The 15,355-nt window shown below is 63.9% G+C and carries 11 protein-coding genes; 6 read left to right on the top strand and 5 right to left on the bottom strand.

Annotated elements, in window-relative coordinates; all coding sequences use genetic code 11:
- The gene (locus tag DIE04_RS06040) at positions 1-2,049 is read right to left on the bottom strand and encodes a glycosyltransferase family 2 protein (protein ID WP_260426188.1); all 2,049 of its coding nucleotides are present in this window, start codon (positions 2,047-2,049) and stop codon (positions 1-3) included.
- Positions 2,050-2,239: 190 nt separating this feature from the next.
- Between DIE04_RS06040 and DIE04_RS06035 the strand changes: the two genes are divergently transcribed.
- The gene (locus DIE04_RS06035) at positions 2,240-3,571 is read left to right on the top strand and encodes a capsule biosynthesis protein (RefSeq protein WP_260426187.1); all 1,332 of its coding nucleotides are present in this window, start codon (positions 2,240-2,242) and stop codon (positions 3,569-3,571) included.
- Here DIE04_RS06035 and DIE04_RS06030 read toward each other — a convergent pair.
- On the bottom strand, positions 3,513-5,567 hold the full coding sequence (locus tag DIE04_RS06030; RefSeq protein WP_124487946.1) for a capsular polysaccharide biosynthesis protein: 2,055 nt from the start codon (positions 5,565-5,567) through the stop codon (positions 3,513-3,515). The two genes, DIE04_RS06035 and DIE04_RS06030, sit on opposite strands and share 59 nt — an antisense overlap.
- Positions 5,568-6,295: 728 nt before the next feature.
- Between DIE04_RS06030 and DIE04_RS06025 the strand changes: the two genes are divergently transcribed.
- A complete protein-coding gene (locus DIE04_RS06025; protein WP_260426186.1) occupies positions 6,296-7,360 on the top strand; it encodes a hypothetical protein in 1,065 nt (354 codons plus the stop codon).
- Here the strand turns inward: DIE04_RS06025 and DIE04_RS06020 are convergent.
- The gene (locus tag DIE04_RS06020) at positions 7,263-8,045 is read right to left on the bottom strand and encodes an SDR family oxidoreductase (RefSeq protein WP_124487948.1); all 783 of its coding nucleotides are present in this window, start codon (positions 8,043-8,045) and stop codon (positions 7,263-7,265) included. The genes DIE04_RS06025 and DIE04_RS06020 overlap by 98 nt on opposite strands.
- 280 nt (positions 8,046-8,325) lie before the next feature.
- Between DIE04_RS06020 and DIE04_RS06015 the strand changes: the two genes are divergently transcribed.
- On the top strand, positions 8,326-9,138 hold the full coding sequence (locus DIE04_RS06015; protein WP_124487949.1) for a mechanosensitive ion channel family protein: 813 nt from the start codon (positions 8,326-8,328) through the stop codon (positions 9,136-9,138).
- Positions 9,139-9,311: 173 nt separating this feature from the next.
- On the opposite strand, the gene DIE04_RS06010 is transcribed toward DIE04_RS06015, so the two are convergent.
- Positions 9,312-9,995, bottom strand: coding sequence for a DedA family protein (locus DIE04_RS06010; protein WP_124487950.1), 684 nt, complete (start codon positions 9,993-9,995; stop codon positions 9,312-9,314).
- A gap of 171 nt (positions 9,996-10,166) precedes the next feature.
- Here DIE04_RS06010 and mutL point away from each other — a divergent pair, with 171 nt between their 5' ends.
- Positions 10,167-12,170 (top strand): DNA mismatch repair endonuclease MutL, encoded by a 2,004-nt coding sequence (mutL, locus tag DIE04_RS06005; RefSeq protein WP_124487951.1) that lies wholly within the window; start codon positions 10,167-10,169, stop codon positions 12,168-12,170.
- Positions 12,167-13,144, top strand: coding sequence for a tRNA (adenosine(37)-N6)-dimethylallyltransferase MiaA (gene miaA / locus DIE04_RS06000; protein WP_124487952.1), 978 nt, complete (start codon positions 12,167-12,169; stop codon positions 13,142-13,144). Before mutL ends, miaA begins: the two co-directional genes overlap by 4 nt.
- Before the next feature lie 169 nt (positions 13,145-13,313).
- Here miaA and purM read toward each other — a convergent pair whose 3' ends face one another.
- Positions 13,314-14,369, bottom strand: coding sequence for a phosphoribosylformylglycinamidine cyclo-ligase (gene purM, locus DIE04_RS05995; RefSeq protein WP_124487953.1), 1,056 nt, complete (start codon positions 14,367-14,369; stop codon positions 13,314-13,316).
- A gap of 247 nt (positions 14,370-14,616) precedes the next feature.
- Here purM and hda point away from each other — a divergent pair, with 247 nt between their 5' ends.
- Positions 14,617-15,351 (top strand): DnaA regulatory inactivator Hda, encoded by a 735-nt coding sequence (gene hda / locus DIE04_RS05990; RefSeq protein ID WP_044844057.1) that lies wholly within the window; start codon positions 14,617-14,619, stop codon positions 15,349-15,351.
- Positions 15,352-15,355: the final 4 nt, after the last annotated feature.

Raw genomic sequence — 15,355 nt, 5'->3', positions numbered from 1 at the left:
TTACTGGGAAACTACGCAGTTCCAGATCCTTTGGATCAGATTTCTTCGAAAGGCCCACGGTCGAGGAACATTCGGTGTAGCGCTCAAGGCAAAATCAGCCTGTAGATAATTGAGGTTGGGGTTGTAAAACGGATCGTGGCGCATGACATCCGCCCAGCGCTTGCTCATATATCTCACTTCCGCTCTGGCGCGACGTTGCTGTGCACGGGTAACGTCCTTACCTCGTGAACGCGACTCGAAGTGATACAAGAGCGCGTGAGGCGTCCATACAACACGCAAGCCCTCCTCACGGACGCGCAAGCAGTAATCCACGTCGTTGAAGGCGACTTTGAGATTCTTTTCGTTCAACCCTCCGAGCGCCAAATACAGCGACTTTCTGGTAAGCAAGCACGCTGCGGTCACGGCCGATAGATCCTGCGTAACCAAAGCCCTACCTGCGTAGCCCGGCTCATCCGCACCAATGCCCGAGTGCAAATGATTGGCGCACCCGCCCGAACCCACCGTGTCGCCGGCGTGTTGTACGGTGTCGTCCTCGTAAAGCAGTTTCGCACCCACCGCACCGACAGCTGTGCTCGACAACACCCCCACCATTTCCCCCAACCAGTCCGGCGAGATCACCTCGGTATCGTTGTTGAGCAAACACACCAACTCGCCCTTCGCCTTGGCGATCGCCACATTGTTGATACGCGAGTAATTGAATGGCTCATCGAACGGCAACACCCGAACATTGGCCACCTGCTGCAAGTTCCGCAGGTAGTCCAGTGTTTCGCGTTCGATGCTCTGGTTGTCCACGACGAGAATCTCGTACGGTCCGTAACGCGTCTTTTCCAGCACACTGGCGATGCAACGACGCAGGTGCCCCAACTGATCGCGCGTCGGAATGACGATACTGACCAAAGGAGCCGGCTCCGCTACCGCGTAACGTACCCGGCATCTGCCCGGCCCCGTAGCATCAACCTTTGCCGATATCCCGACACGGTTCAAATGCGCGGCCACCGCGCGAGCGGTCTCCGCGCCGTCAATCGGCTCCTCGCGGGACATCAGATGCCAGAGTGGCGCAGGCACATGCACCATCGGGGAGCCCAGTTCGCTCAAACGTAACAGAAACGCATGCATGACATTCGCCCCATTCACTTCCGCTCCGAATTCGGGCAAACGGTGCGCATACCGGCTGTTCCAGACGAACGCCTCTCCAATGTAATTGGTGGAGCGCAGCAGTTCGGGTGACCAATCCGGCTTGAAAACAGGATCGTGCAATTCGCGGTCGGCGCGCTGAATGTCGTGATCCGCATAGACGACCGCGGCGTCCGGGACTTTGACTACGGCATCCGCGAGACAGAACAACGCCTGCTCAGATAGCGTGACTCCCGCCCTGATAACGAGGCACCATGCATTCTGCTCGAGCGGCGTCGAAATCAAACGTGACCAATCTGCCGCGGGATCGCCTTCCAGCAACTCGACGTCGAATCGCTGATAGGTTTGCGCCGCCAGACTGGCTCGCGTCGCATCGATATTAGCCCGGGTAGTTTGCCGGTTTATCGACAAAAAAATGTTAAATCTTGGTGAGAAATGCCAATTTTCGGCACGACGGACCATCAACGCGCGGTCCGCCGGACTAATAGCATAGAACTCCTGATACCACCCTGAGTAGCCACCACGGAACACATTTGCCCGAAAACGGCAAGCCACGTCGTACGCGTAATCAATATCGGAAAAAAGCGTAGCCAGCGTGAGTCCAGCTCGGGTACATCGATGCAAAGGCTGCTTGTACAACGTGCAAGCCACTCTCCAGAGTTGCCGCAAACGATACACTGCGAAACTCTGGCGGCGACAATGAAGGAATTCCGCACGAACAGGCTTTTCGTCGCCGTCCACGACCAAATGGACAGCCCGCACAGCCGCGTCAGTCTTGACCAGCTCCTGTACGCGTCCCTTGCTGCTTATTAAAACTTTTAAATATTGTGTCCGGCCGCCATCCAGCGTCAGCACTGCGGTCGCAACGCATGCCTCGCCATTGCCTACCGCCAGCCCTTCTATCAGCCACACCATGGACGTGCGGCTATTCCTCTCACAATTGATATCAGCCGCCACTTCTTCACTACCTGTCTTGACTATGACGCAACTTGGGATCCGCGATTATAATTCACGGCCTGAGGAAGACTAGAAAAACCTAAAAGTATCCGTCATGCACCGATCAATCCTATTTCTCCAGGGGCCGCCCTCGCTTTTCTGGCGTCAGTTGAGCGACCACTTCGATGCCGCACTCGTGCGCACGCATCGAATCAATCTGTCTCTGGGAGATTGGGCCTACTGGCGCAAACCGGGCGCGGTCAACTACCGCGGCCGCTTTAGCCGCTGGGCCGGCTTTCTGCGCGATTATCTGGTGCGCCACGAGATCACCGACATCATCTACTTTGCCGACCGCCTGCCCTATCATGCGGTCGCGCGCGAAGTCGCCGAATCACTCGGTATTCGCACGTACTCAATCGAATTCGGTTACCTGCGCCCCGACTGGCTCACCCTCGAGCGCGGCGGCATGGGCACGCTGTCACACTTCCCCACGGACCCAAAGGCGATCCGCGCAATTGCCCGCCGTGTCGGACCATTCAAGCCGGACACCAAGCATTATTCACACAGCTTCGGGCAAGAAGCGTTCAACGAGGTGCTTTATAACCTCCTGACCTCGCTAGTACCATATTTTTTCCCGCTCTATCGCACCGACAAATATTACCTGCCATTACTGGACTATCTGCGCTGGCTGCCGCGGATGGTCAGCCAGCGCCTGCATGAGCCCGCGCGGGTTGCCGCCGCGGACGTATTGCGACATTCGGACGATCTTTACTGGATGCTCGCGCTGCAAATGCAGGCCGATTACCAGCTGCGAGCCAATTCGGCATACAACGATCAACGGCAAGTGATCGAGGAAGTCATTTCGTCGTTCGCCCAGCATGCTCCGCAGGACGGCTCACTGATCATCAAGCTGCATCCGCTCGACAATGGCATGGAGCGCTGGGAGAAATTCGTCGCGCGCACGGCAAAACGCTATGACGTGGAATCGCGCGTCATTGCCGTGACGGACTGCGACCTCAAGCGCACGATCAAGCACAGCAAGGGGGTCATTACGGTGAATTCGACCGTGGGCCTGCACGCGTTGCGTGCCAATTGCCCGGTGAAAGTGCTCGGCATGGCGATGTACGACATCGCAGGACTCACGCACCAGGGTTCGCTGGAAACGTTTTGGACCAAGCCCGAGCGCGTCAATAAGCCGTTGCTCAACGACTTCGTGGCCGCAATTGCCGCCACCGTCCAGATACATGGCTCGTTCTACAACCGTGCGGGCCGCGACGCAGCGTGCGTCGAAATCGTACGCCGCGTGATGAAAGACGAGGTCAATGGCCACGGCGCCTTCGTCGATCCGCCCCCGCGGCTCGATCGCGCGCTGCGGTCGAACGTTCCGATCTTCGGTTCGTTGAAAGGCAGCGGCATCGAGCCGGCAGGTACGCGCCCCGTGGCTAAGCCTCCCGAAACAGACGTGCAACCCAGTGGCGCCAACGTGGCACCTGCGGCGTAGCACGCCATTCGACGAGTTCCTGCAGTGCCCGCTCCGGCGTGGTGAAGCGCTTCGTCGCTCGGCTCACATAGGTGGGATACAGAATCAGCGCCGCCGCCACGAGCTCGTCGAGCTTCAGCACACGAGCGCGCCGCTGACGCACCGCTTCCGTCAAGCCGGCATCGCGTGTCATGCCCCAGCCCGCGTAGAAAGGCTGCCCGTAAGTCACGACCTTCACGCCACGCATCAGCGCCTCAAACCCGGCCAGCGACGTCAGCACATGCACTTCGTCCACGCTGCCGAGCAGTTCGTGAAACGAAACTGAGCCAAGCGTCTCGTCGCACCACTGCGCCGCGTCGCCCTCGCCGCGCCCCACATTGCGCAGGCCGGCCACGACGTCCGGGTGCGGCTTGTACAGCAGGTACGCATCGGGATTGGCGACCCGAACCGCACGCAACAGATCCATATTGCTGCGAATATCCGACGCACCGAAGCGGATCGACGCATCCGTCTCGACCTGTCCGGGCACCAGAATCACGCGCCGCCCCTGCGGACGGCTCCAGTTCGCGCGGCCGGCGAGGTTGTACTTGGTAATGCCCGCATCGCAGATGGCCCGGCGCAGGCTGGCTGCACGTTCAACCAGTTCGGGGGAAAACGTCGCGTGTGCAAGCAGCATTTCCAGTCTGGAAGGCCGGGTGGCATCGTAATAGATGCCGATGTCGTCCTGCACCCACGACAACGGGCGAGTCAGGTCGGCGCCGAGGCCGACGGAGCGCACGAAGCCGTCCTCGACGCGGATGACCGGGTGCATCGCGGACAATGCGGGGGCAAGCCGGTCGTCAAGCTTGCGTCCCCACGTGGCCACGGCGGCATCGCTCGCCCGCGGCACCCGCCAGCGAAATCGAACGGCGCTGCCGCCGAAAAACTGACGCACATAGTCCTTCTTCCAGCCTGAAAACCCGAGCGCATCGATCTCGACGGGAAATCGTTGCCGCATCCGGCGCTGCAATGCCAGCCACGCGATCACGGCTTCAACCTCGCAGCGCTTGCCGGTTTCCGGATCGACATAGCGGCAATAATCGATCAGCGCAGCATGAACGAGTTGCTCCAACGTGGCCATACCGCGTCGCCCGGGTGCCGGCAACTCGTCCCGAGTCAGCCCCCACCCCGCGTAGAACGGCATGCCGAATACACGCACCGGCAGCCCCCATATCAATGCCTCGAAACCGAGTTGCGAAGTCACCGTATAAACCTCGTGAACCAGCGGCAGCACACTGGCCGGATGCGCGCTGTCGGCCAGCACGCGCACGCGCGGCATCGCGCGCACCGCGTCGAGATCGAAATGGCCTTGCTTGCGGCCGGACACGACGTCGGGATGAACCTTGAGCAGAATCGTGCGATCGGGATGATCGCGCAGCGCGGCTTCCAGCATGCGGTGGAAGCTGGACGCGTCGGCAAGACCGCAGGAAATCGAGGCATCGCCACGCGTCTGGTCCACGACCAATATGCATCCATCGGGCAATGCCCTGTCCAGGTCGCGGCTGTGGTTGTATTTGGACACGCGGCCGTCCCGCCATGCCGCAGCCAGTGCGCGAGCCCGCGTGATCTGGTCGTCGCGCAGCGGCTGCGCAATCAGGGATTCCAGCCTCGATGGCTGGCTGCCGTCGAGATAAAGCCCGACATCGTCGAAAATGACCGAAAGCGGAGGGTCGTCCTTGCCGAGTCCGACTGAACGCACGAAGCCGTCTTCGATGTGATAGACCGCGAGGCCATGTTTCTTCGCGTAGCGCTCGGCGGCCATTGCGCTCGGACGGCGCCCCCATGCAAGGACACCCGCACCCGCGACCGGCTGGCCCACCGGCCGGTAGTGCAGTTGAAAATCATCCAGCAACGCGGCGAGTGTCGGGATGCGGTTCACGCCCGGCGCCATCGTATAGGCGCGCGGCAGCGAACCTATCGACGCTTTGCGAAGCGGCTGCCCGGCGACTTCGCCCCGGCCAACAGAAAAATCAGTCAAAAACTTGAGCCTCGACAAATGCGGCCACACGCGCTCACGCGATCCGGTAATTGCCGAAAGCGGAGGTATATCCTGCGAAGCCGGAGTAATGGAATATCGATGCGCCCACCGGGACGGTCATGTCGAGCGGACCTTCGGATATCGATCCGCGCAACCGGACGACAACGGCAGAAATGCTGCGCGCATGATGCAATTCATGCGCTCACCACCTGCCCTCATCCTCGCGCGGGAGCAATCGCATTGTACTTCTCGACCCACCACCACTGCCGTATCCGGTGGATGTCGACATTTTAACGGGCAATCCCCTTCAAAGAGACCGGCAAGCCGATTAATGCACACTGGAGCGGCCGCTCCGCCCCATGGCCTGCCATCGGTTGCGGATGCAACATCAACCCGTACCGACATCACAAATGTAAATAATTTACAATATTAAAAATTATTACGAGGGTGGAGCCATATAAATTTGTCATTGCCAGTTGCGCACACACGATCAAACATCTTTAGAATCACCCAATCAACAAAAAGTCCAGAACGCCCGCTCATGCCGGGATGATTTTGCACGAGTCGCGCATACGCGCGCCGACCAACCACACGCATTTGATGTTCTGATGTTGCGCAGGCTCCTATACCGAAAATCGGCACACGGCCCGTCTCACCTCCGTGGCAACACGGCGGTGCTACGTTGGCTCGTTCTTCATCAAGGTGAAAATCCGTCCACGGATTATTACGTGCTGCCGCGCCTGCGGGAGTCGGGGCTGCCTGTCGTCTATAAAAACCTGGACAGTGCATTGCCGGAATCCGGTGACCTGGCGACGGGGACGGCCGTCGTGATCATCCGCTACCTGAACACGCGATGGGCGCGCGCATTGCACATTCATCGCGCGCAATTGGCGCGAATCGTGTATTTCATGGACGATGACCTGCTGCAGCCACGGTCATGGAACGGGCTGCCTCGCCCGTATGTGAAAAAACTCCGCAAATACTGCCATGCGCATACCGCGGACATCCGCGACCTTGCCACGGAATACTGGTTTTCGACGCAGGCACTACGCGATCGCTATCCGGAGCGGGCGGCTAAACTCGTGACGCCGCGTGCATTGCCGGAGGATGCCCGCCCGCTGCAGGTACGCAACGCTGTAGTCGACGCACCGGAATCGCCGATCCTCGTGTTCTATCACGGCAGCGCCGCTCATGAAGCCGAGATCACATGGCTGCAACCGATCATCGCGCAAGTGCTCGCACGCTGTCCGAACGTCCATTTCGAGCTGATTGGCGCGCATGCGGTGAATGTGCTCTTTCGCAGCCTGCCACGCACACGGGTCGTACATCCGATGGACTGGGCCAACTATCGCGGCCACTGCCGCCTTCTCGACGGCCATATCGGCCTCGCCCCGCTGCTACCCTCCGCGTTCAACACTACGCGCGCGCACGTGAAGGCCTACGATATCGCCCGCTGCCGCGCGGTGGGGCTGTATGCCGCCGCGGGCCCGTATCAAGAGGTCATCCGGCACGCCGAGAACGGCCTCTTGCTCGCCAATGATCCGCAGATCTGGGTGGATGCACTATGCGCGCTGGCCGGCGATCCGGCCCGCCTACACGCACTGCGCGTGGCCGCACAGAAGCTCCTTCAACTTCCCCCTGCCGAACAGCCAGCCCCGATCGGGATGATTCGCACCGCGCCCGAGCAAGTCGCGCTTACTCGTAACCCAGCCGACTCAGGAACCAGCCGGATACGGCCGGATGTAATCCGGCCAGCAGGAAACATCCGAGGTTCAGTGGGAATGGAAAGCTGATTCGCGCACGGTTGGTGCTCAGGCCCACGCGTATCACGCGCGCCGCCTTCGGCGCTTTCCAGAGGAATGGCTTCGGACCGGGCATATCGAAGCACATCTGCGACTCGACGTAGCCAGGCATGATCACGTTGACCTTGACACCCTCCGCAGCCAGCCCGTCGCGCATCGCTTCCCCGTAGGCCTTCACCGCAGCCTTGCTCGCACTGTAGCTGGGCGTCTCGGGCAATCCTCGCCATGCGGCAAGAGAGCTGACCAGTGCGATCTGCCCTGCGCGGCGCGCGCGCATCGCGGGCATCGCCGCATGCGCGGTGGCGATGCTTGCCTTCACGTTCACGTCCAGCAGACGGTGCATGTCCTCCCAGTCTTCGCCTTGATGCCCGGGGCCGGTATTGATATTGACGCCGGCATTTGCGATCACGAGATCTGGCGCTTCGGCCGCGCTCATTTCGCTGACCCAATTCCGCAACGTCTCGTGATCGCGAACATCGAATGCCGCCGTGATGACACGCGCACCGAGCGAGGTACAGGCGTCACTCACCTGTTGCAGCAGCGCGGTATTGCGGCCGTGCAAAATGAGTACCGCCGAGCCGGCACGCGCGTATTCCTGCGCCAGCGCGGAACCGATGCCGCCCGTTGCACCCGTAATCAGCACGCAACGCGGAACCCCGTTTTTTCGTGTAGGCATGGTCGAGAGATATGGATTTGTATCGTGATATTTTCGGCAGCATTATCCGACATGCCCCACAAAAAACGCGCATCATTCATAGAATATTTTCCCCAAACAGTCCGCACGGCAATCCGGCGACTCGGGCATTTCCGCGCTTCGGCATAAGCGTCGGGAAAACATCTCCCCTGCTGCATCGCTCGGGGTTTTAACACTCTTTCATCCTCGATCGACTTCTCTTCGGTTATAACCTTCCGTCGAAAAGCCGCCTGCCGGCCCCTTTTTCATTTATGGAGCCCCCATGCCGAACCTGGAATCCACTCAGCAATTCCTGATGACCCGCGGCCTCGACTTCGGCCTCAACCTCCTCGCCGCGATCGTCCTGTGGTTCATCGGCCGCTGGGCGATCCGCCTCGGCACGCGCCTGCTGGGCAAGGTGGTACGCCGCAGCGGCAAGGTCGACCCGACGCTCACCGACTACCTGACCTCCGTAGTCAGCGTGCTGCTGACGATCCTGCTGATCCTTGCGATCCTGCAGATCTTCGGTGTTCAGACCACGTCGTTCGCCGCCCTGCTCGCCGGCCTCGGCCTCGCGATCGGCACGGCGTGGGGCGGCCTGCTCGCGCACTTCGCCGCCGGCGTGTTCATGCAGGTGCTGCGTCCGTTCAAGATCGGCGACGTGATCAGCGCGGGCGGCGTCACGGGCACGGTGAAGGAACTCGGCCTGTTCGGCACGACGATCATCACCGCCGACAACGTCGTGACGATCGTCGGCAACAACAAGATCTTCTCGGACAACATCGCGAACTACAGCGCGACGCCGCATCGCCGCGTGGACCTGACCGCGAAGATCGCGAACGGCGTCGACGCGGCCGATGCGATCAACCGCCTGAAGACGCAGATCCAGTTGATCCCGAACGTGATGAAGGTGCCTGCGCCGGACGTCGGCGTGCTGCAGTTCACGCCGGAAGGCCCGCTGCTGTTCGTGCGTCCGTCGACGCAGCCGGAGAACTACTGGCAGGTGTACTGCGACACCAACCGCGTGATCCTCGAGACGTTCCGCGACGCGCAATACCCGACGCCCGAAACGCCGATCTTCCATCGCACGACCTGAGGAACGGTGTCGCCAAGCGGTTCGCAGGATTCTGACTGAAGCAGCCGGCGTCAAGCAGCCGGATCGGCCGATACCGCACATCGGCAATCGATCGGACCGCACGAACCGCACGGACGAAAAAAAGCGTGGCAACTGCCACGCTTTTTACTGCGCCGAAGCGAAAACGCGCAGGCTCAGTGGCCGCGCGTGTTCTGCGTACCGCCCGAATGCCGCCCGCGCACCAGCTTCCACAGCGCGCCGAGCGCGACCGGCACGATCGCCGCGCCGATCCCCGCCAGCACGATCACGTTCAGATACTGGCGGATGAACGGAATATTGCCGAAGAAGTAGCCGAGCAGCACCAGCAGCAGCACCCAGAGCAACGCGCCGATCACGTTGAACAGCTGGAAGCGCGCGACGCTCATCGACGACGCGCCGGCGACGAACGGTGCGAACGTGCGCACGACCGGGATGAAGCGCGCGAGCACGATCGTCTTGCCGCCGTGCTTGTCGTAGAACGAGTGGGTCTTCTGCAGCGCAGCGCGATCGAGGAAGCGCTCGAGCACCGGGATATGCGTATTGAACACCTTGGGCCCGACCCAGCGGCCGATCAGGTAGTTCACGGTATTGCCGGCAATCGCCGCGACCAGCAGCAGCACGATCAGCCCGCCGACGTTCATGTCGCCCGTCGCCGCGAACGCGCCGCCGATGAACAGCAGCGAATCGCCCGGCAGGAACGGCAACACGACGAGCCCCGTCTCGCAGAACACGATCAGGAACAGCACCAGATACACCCACGCACCGTACTGCCGGATGAAGTCGCCGAGGAACGCGTCGATATGCAGGACCAGGTTGACGAAATGAAGCAGCGTATCCAAATGCGATTCCTCGAAGGCGAAAGGGCCGGAGTGGCCGAAAAGCGGAAGTGCCCGCCGGACAAGGCGGTGCGCGGAACGCAGTCATCATACCGAAACTACCTTAAGGCTCCGTGAAAAAAACGTAAGCGGCCCCGGCCACGGCATCCGCCGCCGCCTCGCTATAATTCGGCCATGTCCGAAATCACCGAAACGGCCGCAGGCGCCGTGCCCACGCCCGCCGCGCGCCCGCTGCGCGCGATCCAGCCCCTGCCCGACCAGCTGATCAGCCAGATCGCCGCCGGCGAGGTGGTCGAACGCCCGGCGTCGGTCGTCAAGGAGTTGCTCGAGAACGCGATGGACGCCGGCGCGACGACGCTGCGCATCGTGCTCGAGGAAGGCGGGGTCAAGCGCATCTCGATCACCGACGACGGCTGCGGGATTCCGCCCGACGAACTGCCACTCGCGCTTATGCGCCACGCGACGAGCAAGATCCGCTCGCTCGAGGAGCTCGAGGCGGTCGCGACGCTGGGTTTTCGCGGCGAAGCGCTCGCGTCGATCGCGTCGGTCGCCGAGATGTCGATCACGAGCCGCACGGCCGAGGTCGCGCATGCGACGAAGATCGACGCGACCACGGGCGCGCTGTCGCCGGCCGCCGGCGCGGTCGGCACGACGATCGAGGTGCGCGAGCTGTACTTCAACACGCCCGCGCGCCGCAAATTCCTGAAAAGCGAGCAGACCGAGTTCGGCCACTGCCTCGAAATGATCCGCCGCGCGGCGCTCGCGCGGCCGGACGTCGCGATCTCGGTGCTGCACAACGGCAAGGCCGTCGAGCACTGGAACGCGACCGAACCCGCACAGCGCGTCGCGAAGATCCTTGGCGACGGCTTCGCGACCGCACACCTGCCGCTCGACGAGCAGGCCGGGCCGCTCGCCGTCTACGGCTGCGCGGGCCTGCCGACCGCGAGCCGCGGCCGCGCCGACCAGCAATACTTCTTCGTCAACGGCCGCTTCGTGCGCGACAAGCTGCTCACGCACGCGGTGCGCGCGGCGTACGAGGATGTCCTCCACGGCGACCGTTACCCGTCGTACGTGCTGTTCCTCGATCTGCCGCCCGAAGCCGTCGACGTGAACGTGCACCCGTCGAAGATCGAGGTGCGGTTCCGCGATTCGCGCTCGATCCACCAGTACGTCTTCCACGCGGTGCAGCGCGCGCTCGCGCGCCATGCAGGCGCGTCGCCGGAAACCACCGTGGGCGGCCATGCCGCACAACTCTCACCGGCGCCGAGCGGCCCCGCGTCGTTCCTGAATACGCCGCTCGGCCAGGGCGCGGCCGCCGGCACGGGCGGCAGCGGCTTCTCGTCGCCGTCGTCCTCCTCGTCGTCGGGCAACACGTGGATGCGCCAGGCGCGCATGACGCAGGGCACGCTGCCGGTCGCGCAGCCGCTCGCGCTCTACGACGCGCTGTTCGGCCGCAAGGACACCGGCGCGGGCACGCCGGACGGCACGACGATCGTCGCGCGCGACGCGGCCGATGCAGCGGCTGCGCCGGCCGCGCCGGCCGCGCCGCTGTCGGGCTTCGTCGCGTCGCCGCTCGCCGCCACCGCGCACGACGAGCAGCCGCTCGGCTTCGCGCTCGGCCAGATCCACGGGATCTACGTGCTCGCGCAGAACGCGCACGGCCTCGTGATCGTCGACATGCACGCGGCGCACGAACGGATCCTGTACGAACAGTTCAAGAACGCGCTCGCCGACCGCACGGTCGCCGTGCAGTCGCTGCTGCTGCCGATCTCGATGACGGCGACGCCGGTCGAGATCGGCACGGTCGAGGAAGAACGCGACACGCTCGAATCGCTCGGCTTCGACCTCGCGGTGCTGTCGCCGACGTCGCTCGCGATCCGCGCGGTGCCCGCGCTGCTGAAGGACGCGGACCTGCAGTCGCTCGCGCGCGCGGTGCTCGCCGACCTGCACGCGTTCGGCGGTTCGCGCGTGCTCACCGAACGCCAGCACGAGTTGCTCGGCACGCTTGCGTGTCACCACGCGGTGCGCGCGAACCGGCGCCTGACGCTCGACGAGATGAACGCGCTGCTGCGCCAGATGGAAGCGACCGAACGTGCGGACCAGTGCAATCACGGCCGGCCGACGTGGTATCAGCTCACGCTGAACGATCTCGACCGTCTCTTCATGCGCGGGCAATGAACGCTTCACCGCAGTCCGCCCCGACGACGATCGCCTGCCTGCTCGGCCCCACCGCCTCCGGCAAGACGGCCGCCGCGCTGGCGCTCGCCGCGCGCCGTCCGATCGAGATCGTCAGCGTCGATTCGGCGCTCGTCTACCGCGACATGGACATCGGCACCGCGAAACCGACGCGCGACGAGCGCGCGAGCGTGCCGCATCACCTGATCGACATCATCGACCCGGCCGATGCATATTCGGCGGCCGAATTCCGCGCGGACGCGCTGCGCCTGATCGGCGAGATCGCCGCGCGCGGCCGCACGCCGCTGCTCGCGGGCGGCACGATGCTGTACTACAAGGCGCTCACGCAGGGCCTCAACGACCTGCCGACCGCCGATCCGGCCGTGCGCGCGGAGCTCGACGCCGAGGCCGCGCGCGACGGCTGGCCGGCACTCCACGCGCGGCTCGCGCAGGTCGACCCCGCGACGGCCGCGCGGCTCGCACCGAACGATTCGCAGCGGATCCAGCGCGCGCTCGAAGTGTTCCTGCTGAGCGGGCAGCCGATGTCGGCGCTGCTCGCCGCGCCGCGGCGCGCGGACGACGCGGCCGCGGCCTATCGCTTCGTGCCGGTCGCGCTCGAACCGTCGGACCGCGCGGTGCTGCACGCGCGCATCGCGCAACGCTTCGACGCGATGCTCGACGCGGGCTTCATCGACGAAGTCGAACGGCTGCGCCGCCGCGAGGATCTGCATCTCGGCCTGCCGTCGATGCGCTGTGTCGGCTACCGGCAGGCATGGGAATTCCTCGACGGCGACACCGACTACCGGACCATGCGCGACAAAGGCATCTTCGCGACGCGCCAGCTGTGCAAACGGCAGATCACGTGGCTGCGCGCGATGCCGGAGCGGATCGTCGTCGACTGCGTCGCGCCGGATTCGACGGCGCAGGCGCTCGACACGCTCGAACGCGTGCTCGACGGCCGCATCGACGATCAATAACGGGGCAGGATCGCCGCGCATCGATCCTGCTTGCGCGCGATACCCTCGTCTTCGGTCAGCGTCGTTCCTCTTTCGGGCCGCCCGCCAATACGCCAAGCGCCACGCCAGAAAAAAAGCCGCCCGGATCGACTCCGGGCGGCTCTCCTTGCTGCATCCTGCGTGCGCTGCGTCAGACCACGACCGTCTGCGCCTCGCCTTCGCGGCTCGCACGCACGGTGCCGATCTTCCACACCTGTTCGCCGGCGGCCGTCAGGTCGGCGATCGCCGCGTCGGCATCGGCCGCCGAGACGATCACGGCCATCCCGATCCCGCAGTTGAACACCCGGTGCATTTCCGCGTCGGCGACGCCGCCGTGCTCCTGCAGCCACTTGAACAGCGGCGGCAGCGGCCACGCGGTCTGGTCGAGCTCGGCCGTGAGGCCTTCGCGCAGCACGCGCGGAATGTTCTCGACGAGGCCGCCGCCGGTGATGTGGGCCATGCCCTTCACCGACAGCTTCTGCATCAGCGCGAGCAGCGGCTTCACGTAGATGCGCGTCGGCGCCATCAGCGTGTCGGCCAGCGAGCGGCCGTGGAAATCGGCCGACAGGTCGGGGTTCGCGCGCTCGATGATCTTGCGCACGAGCGAGAAGCCGTTCGAGTGGATGCCGCTCGAGGCAAGGCCGAGCACCACGTCGCCTTCGGCGATCGTGCTGCCGTCGATGATCTTGCTCTTCTCGACCGCGCCGACCGCGAAACCGGCCAGGTCGTATTCGCCGTCCGGGTACATGCCCGGCATTTCGGCCGTTTCACCGCCGATCAGCGCGCAGCCCGACAGTTCGCAGCCGTGCGCGATGCCCTTGACGACGGTCGCGGCCGTGTCGACGTCGAGCTTGCCGCACGCGAAGTAATCGAGGAAGAACAGCGGCTCGGCGCCCTGCACGAGGATGTCGTTCACGCTCATCGCCACCAGATCCTGGCCGACGGTGTCATGTTTGTTCAGATGAAACGCCAGCTTGAGCTTGGTGCCGACGCCGTCGGTGCCCGACACGAGCACGGGCTCCTGGTACTTCTTCGGCACTTCGAACAGCGCGCCGAACCCGCCGATGCCGCCGAGCACGCCGTCGCGCAGGGTTTTCTTCGCAAAAGGCTTGATCTTGTCGATGAGCGCGTCGCCCGCGTCGATGTCGACGCCTGCGTCGCGGTAGGACAGACCTTGGGCGTCGGGAGCGGATTTCGGAGGATTCATGGGGGAATGCGAGAAGGTCGGTAAAATGCGATTTTACCCGAAGCCGGCCCGTTGGCCGGAATTCCCAGCACCGAATCGTCAGGGATTGCATCTTGGTCGACACGTCCCCGTTTTCATCGCCCCGCGAGCCGCGCCGGAAACCGCGCGCCGCCGTGCGTGCGGCCGCGTGTTCAGGCACCGGAGCAGCCCCGCGCGCGTGCCCGGCGTACGGCGCGCGTTTCATCAACCGACCTGCATTGTGACTGTTGTGTCCCGTCAACTGACGCTCGATCTCGGCACGCCGCCGCCCGCCACGTTCGACAACTTCATCATGAATGAGGAGAACGACGAGCTCATCTCGCGGCTCCAGAAGCTCGACCTCGCGCTCGCGGCGGGGCCCGTGCCGGACCGGTCGTTCTACATCTGGGGCGAGCCCGGCAGCGGCCGCACCCACCTGCTGCAGGCGCTCGTGAGCGACGCGTCGTACGGCTACGCGCGCTATCTGACGCCGCAAAGCCCGCTCGGCGCGTTCACGTTCGACCCGCGCATCGGCATCTACGCGATCGACGACTGCGACAAGATGAGCGACACGCAGCAGGTCGCCCTGTTCAACCTGTTCAACGAGGTCCGCGCGCACCCGTCGAGCGCGTTCGTCGCGGCGGGCCCCGCGGCGCCGCTCGCGCTCGACGTGCGCGAGGATCTGCGCACGCGCCTCGGCTGGGGGCTCGTGTTCCACCTGTCGCCGCCGTCCGACGCCGGCAAGATCGCCGTACTGAAGCTCGCGGCGAAGGAGCGCGGGATCGCGCTCACCGACGACATCGCCGCTTACCTGCTCACCCATTTCCGCCGCGACATGCCGAGCCTGATGGCGCTGCTCGACGCGCTCGACCGCTTCTCGCTCGAGCAGAAACGCGCCGTCACGCTGCCGCTGCTGCGCCGGATGCTGGCCCGCCCCGGCGACGACATCGCACCACCGGGCACAGGCCCGAACCGCTTCGAGTAAAATG

Origin of the sequence: Burkholderia sp. Bp8994, assembly GCF_003853805.1 — a bacterium.
Taxonomy (GTDB): Bacteria; Pseudomonadota; Gammaproteobacteria; order Burkholderiales; family Burkholderiaceae; genus Burkholderia.
The sequence above is the reverse complement of the archived record's forward strand: the minus strand, read 5'-3'. Positions and strand labels throughout refer to the sequence as shown.

What these genes read in the sequence shown, in the direction of transcription:
- DIE04_RS06020 (WP_124487948.1), bottom strand. Translation starts at nt 8,045, where the DNA reads ATGCCTACACGAAAAAACGGGGTTCCGCGTTGCGTGCTGATTACGGGT.
- purM (WP_124487953.1), bottom strand. Translation starts at nt 14,369, where the DNA reads ATGAATCCTCCGAAATCCGCTCCCGACGCCCAAGGTCTGTCCTACCGC.
- DIE04_RS06040 (WP_260426188.1), bottom strand. Translation starts at nt 2,049, where the DNA reads ATGGTGTGGCTGATAGAAGGGCTGGCGGTAGGCAATGGCGAGGCATGC.
- miaA (WP_124487952.1), top strand. Translation starts at nt 12,167, where the DNA reads ATGAACGCTTCACCGCAGTCCGCCCCGACGACGATCGCCTGCCTGCTC.
- mutL (WP_124487951.1), top strand. Translation starts at nt 10,167, where the DNA reads ATGTCCGAAATCACCGAAACGGCCGCAGGCGCCGTGCCCACGCCCGCC.
- DIE04_RS06015 (WP_124487949.1), top strand. Translation starts at nt 8,326, where the DNA reads ATGCCGAACCTGGAATCCACTCAGCAATTCCTGATGACCCGCGGCCTC.